Here is a 3,717-nt window from a genome sequence, read left to right as displayed (position 1 = left end):
CGCCCAGTTCTGCGGCGCTGGCTTGGCGGGCCAGGTGGTTGATCAGCTGATGCTCGGGCACGGGTAGGCGGCGGCGCACGGTTTCGCAGCGCCCCAGCAGCGTCAACCACTGCGCGGTGCTCAACGCGTCAAAGTTCAGGCCCATCACCGCATCCAGCGCCGCATCCAACCCGTCGAAGGCCGCCGTGATCACCTGCCAATCCATGAACCCAACCTATCGGCGACCTCTGACAAAAACCGGGCAGAAAGTGCCCGCCCAACAACCGATTCCACATTTCACCCACAGCGAACAACGCACCGGTTTCGCCGGTGCCACCGCAACCAACACACCGCTCCGACAACCGATCTCATCACCCCCAACGCCAACGTGAGCCACACCCGCCACACCGGCCACCGGAAAGACCAACACCCAATGTGCCCACCTATCCGCGACAACCCCAGCAGCGCAACGGATTTTCCGTGCCGCAGTTCTACTCTCGCGCTGCTATCCGCTGAGATCAGCTGGTCGTGACGCGCCGTGCTCTGACATCGGGAAGGTGTCGCTGTGCCAGTTCGTAGTCGGCGTCGTCATGAAGGACCACGAGTCCGCTCGCGGCGGCGGTGCCGCAGATGAGCAAATCGACCACTGACAGGGCACGTACCGCACCTGCGCCCGCGAGCCGATACTGCGCCGAACTTATCCACCGCCACACGGATTTCGGTACCGGCACGTCGGGGAAAATGTCACCGAACGTCCGGTTCATCTGATCGAGCTCGACGGTGTTGCGCGCTGATCGACGGAACTCGGATCGTTGTGGTTCGCACGAACCAACGGCCCCGCTCAGTAGCGATGAGGACCACGCCGCAGTGAGGTCGGGCTGTCGCAGCAGCCGCCAGACCGCGGAGGAATCCGCGAGGAAGCAGATCAAGCCCCCGCAGCCTTCTCATCAGCTCGAGCGTCCAGCCAACCCTCATAATCCCAGCTCTGTGCCTGCTCGCGGGACCGGGCCAGTGCGTCGATCCGCCGGAAGCGAGCGACGTAGTCGCGCAGGGCGAGGTTTACGGCCTCTTTCTTGGTGTGTACGCCCGCAATCCGCATCACTTCGGCCAGCGCGTCGTCGTCGAGGTCGATCTGAGTCACCGACATGACAAGCCTCCTATGTTTGACATATACATGGTATAGATACGTGGCCAACATCGACGGAACGCACGTGCGCCGATCTCGACGTGCGGAAAGTTGTCGACGACGGCAGTGCGGTGCGTAGGTCATGGCCGTTTCTGATGTGGCGCGCAAGCCGCTCAATTCAGCGGGAACCTACCACCGGGTGCTCGCCTATCCCGCCGAGCGGTATTCGAAGTGGCGGCGGATGCCGGACAGCATCGTCCGATGTGCCTTGACCGCCTCGCGGATGGTGAACGCCGCCAGGGGCCGGGGCGCGGTGATCCGGATTCGCTCGGTGAGCCGGGTGCCCGCGTCAATCGCCTCGAAACTCACCGTTGCGCGTACGTGTACCCCGGGCGACTGGTCGGCCTCGGTGCTGACATCGCCGTCGTCGGGGACCTGCAGCCGCGCCCGGTAGCTGATCTGAATAGCAAACGGCCCCAATGGGATTCGATCCACCACTCGATAGCTCTGCAGATACCCCTGCGGGGTTTCGCGGCGACCCGTCGGCTGAACGGACACGATCAGCGGGTGCACGAGTTCGATGTTGTCCAGGTCCACGTAGAAGTCGCGGACCCGACCCGGTGGCGCCGGTACCGATTCGGACAACATCCGCTCGGCGTGCGCCACCCACCAGCTCATGCCGAAAATTCCGCGAGCAGACTGGCGGTGCGCCACCAGGTCAGCCCGGCCAACACAATCAGGACAACGACCGTCGCAGCGACTTGGACCGCGTTCCGGCGTTCCCGCGGCGGGTAGACGTAGGCCGCCGCCACCAGCCCACCGGTGACCAGCCCGCCCACGTGTCCCTGCCAGCTGATCAGTTGTGAGCTGACCGCCGGAACGACGAAGGTGAAGACCAAGTTGATCACAATGACCGCGACGACCCAGCGCACGTCGAGGGCCAGCCGTTTGCCCACCACGAAGGTGGCACCGAACAGGCCGAAGATTGCCCCTGATGCGCCCGCGGTCGCCGTGTTCAGCGGCGACAGCAAGTAGACCAGCACCGACCCGCCAAGCCCGCTCAGGGCGTACAGCGCGCCGAAACGCAGTCGGCCCAGCCATATTTCGAGCGGTGGGCCTACGACGTACAGCGCCCACATGTTCAGTAGCAGATGGGTCGCGCCGTAATGCAGGAACGCCGAGGTCACCAGGCGATACAGCTGGCCGTCGGCTACCGCGGGTGACCACAGGGCCAGCTGCTTTTCCAAGTTCCCCGACGACATCTGCACGACGAAAGCCAGCACGTTGATCACGATCAGCGTGTAGGTGACCACCGGTGTGGCCGACCGCTGCCGGCCGCCGAAGCGGGTCCGCGGCTCTCGAACGGTCCGGGCACCCGCTTGGACGCACTGCACACATTGATGTCCGACGGCGGCGTCGCGCATGCAGTCCGCGCAGATATACCGTTCGCAACGGTTGCAGCGCACGTACGCCCGGCGGCCCGGATGCCGGTAACAGGTCGGCGCTTCGGCCGGCGACTCCGGTGCGCTGGGGCTACTCATCGCACCATTCTTGCCCGGGTCGCCGCCGCCGGGGCGGCGGGTGGCCGAACGCACATTTGCCGGCTTTCTAGGCCCAGCGCGTTGCCTTACTGTTTTTTTCGTGGAGTCAACGGCATGACCAATGCCGGCGCAGGAGTCGTCGAGCGCTACCTGACCTGCCTGGCCGCTCATGATTGGGACGGCCTGGCCGCCACCATCGCCGACGACGGCCTGACGCGGGAGGGCCCGTTCTGCGACGTCATCGAGGGTAACCAGCACTACGTCGCCTACCTGCGCAAGGTGCTCACCGATCTCAAAGGCCACCGGCTGCGGGTGCAGCGGGTCTCGAGGGTGGATGCGCGGCTGTCCTACGTCGAGTTGACCGAGGCCTTCGAGATCGACGGCGCACCCGCCGAATGGCCCGAATGCATACGTTTCGAGCAGAACGACGACGGGCTGATCTCCCGCGTCAGCGTGTTCTTCAAGCAACGCGGCACTGACGCCGGCTAGCTTGCCCCTGCGGCACCGTCCGAGCCGTAGACGGTGCCGCCCTTGCCGCCGGCGCCTCCCGGCCCGCCGAAAATGCCGTCCCCGCCGTCGCCGCCGTCGCCGATCCACCGGGCGTTGCCGCCGTTGCCGCCGGCGGCGGGCTGTCCGATGCTGGTGCCGGCATTACCACCGGCACCGCCCCAGCCGATGAAGCCCGCGGTGCCGCCGTTGCCACCGCCGCCTCCGCTGAGGCCGGCGAGGCCGGGCCCCCCGGTGCCGCCGGCTCCGCCCTGGCCGAACAAACCGATCGCGTTGCCACCGTTACCGCCTTTGCCGCCAGGGCCACCCATTCCGCCCGCGCCGCCGTTGCCGCCGTTGCCGATGACGATGCCGCCGTTACCGCCGACACCACCGGCCGACGAGGTGCCCGCGGTGCCGTACTGCCCGTCGCCACCGGCGCCGCCGTTACCGAAGAATCCGGCGTCGCCACCGGTGCCGGCAGGCCCTGCATTGGAGCCGAGGCCGGCGTCCCCGCCGGCGCCGCCATCGCCGAGCAACCCACCGCCCCTGCCGCCGGTGCCGCCGGCACCGCCGTCTCCGTTG

At 66.9% G+C, this 3,717-nt stretch carries 3 protein-coding genes and 4 pseudogenes; 1 reads left to right on the top strand and 6 read right to left on the bottom strand.

Annotated features, from left to right (window positions below; all coding sequences use genetic code 11):
• From EET03_RS00300 to EET03_RS00280, 5 genes and pseudogenes are all read right to left on the bottom strand, one after another.
• A pseudogene (locus tag EET03_RS00300) lies at positions 1–205 on the bottom strand (13E12 repeat family protein); the annotation flags it as partial.
• A 292-nt stretch (positions 206–497) separates the two neighbouring features.
• Positions 498–876: pseudogene (locus EET03_RS00295) on the bottom strand (PIN domain-containing protein).
• 97 nt (positions 877–973) lie between these two features.
• A pseudogene (locus tag EET03_RS00290) lies at positions 974–1,126 on the bottom strand (type II toxin-antitoxin system VapB family antitoxin); the annotation flags it as partial.
• Between the two features lie 186 nt (positions 1,127–1,312).
• The gene (locus tag EET03_RS00285) at positions 1,313–1,783 is read right to left on the bottom strand and encodes an SRPBCC family protein (RefSeq protein WP_075542513.1); all 471 of its coding nucleotides are present in this window, start codon (positions 1,781–1,783) and stop codon (positions 1,313–1,315) included.
• Positions 1,780–2,646 (bottom strand): rhomboid family intramembrane serine protease, encoded by an 867-nt coding sequence (locus EET03_RS00280; RefSeq protein ID WP_075542516.1) that lies wholly within the window; start codon positions 2,644–2,646, stop codon positions 1,780–1,782. The genes EET03_RS00285 and EET03_RS00280 overlap by 4 nt, the downstream gene beginning before the upstream one ends.
• A 114-nt stretch (positions 2,647–2,760) precedes the next feature.
• Between EET03_RS00280 and EET03_RS00275 the strand changes: the two genes are divergently transcribed.
• Positions 2,761–3,135 carry a nuclear transport factor 2 family protein gene (locus EET03_RS00275; protein ID WP_075542514.1) on the top strand — a complete coding sequence of 125 codons (375 nt, stop codon included), beginning with the start codon at positions 2,761–2,763 and terminating at the stop codon, positions 3,133–3,135.
• On the opposite strand, the pseudogene EET03_RS00270 reads toward EET03_RS00275, so the two are convergent.
• Positions 3,132–3,717, bottom strand: a pseudogene (locus EET03_RS00270) (hypothetical protein); the annotation flags it as partial. The gene EET03_RS00275 and the pseudogene EET03_RS00270 sit on opposite strands and share 4 nt — an antisense overlap.

The sequence above is a fragment of the Mycobacterium innocens genome (assembly GCF_900566055.1).
GTDB classification, from domain to species: domain Bacteria; phylum Actinomycetota; class Actinomycetes; order Mycobacteriales; family Mycobacteriaceae; genus Mycobacterium; species Mycobacterium innocens.
The sequence above is the reverse complement of the archived record's forward strand: the minus strand, read 5'-3'. Positions and strand labels throughout refer to the sequence as shown.

Excerpts from the sequence above, each read along its gene's own strand:
- EET03_RS00285 (WP_075542513.1), bottom strand. The coding sequence starts at position 1,783 with ATGAGCTGGTGGGTGGCGCACGCCGAGCGGATGTTGTCCGAATCGGTA.
- EET03_RS00275 (WP_075542514.1), top strand. The coding sequence starts at position 2,761 with ATGACCAATGCCGGCGCAGGAGTCGTCGAGCGCTACCTGACCTGCCTG.
- EET03_RS00280 (WP_075542516.1), bottom strand. The coding sequence starts at position 2,646 with ATGAGTAGCCCCAGCGCACCGGAGTCGCCGGCCGAAGCGCCGACCTGT.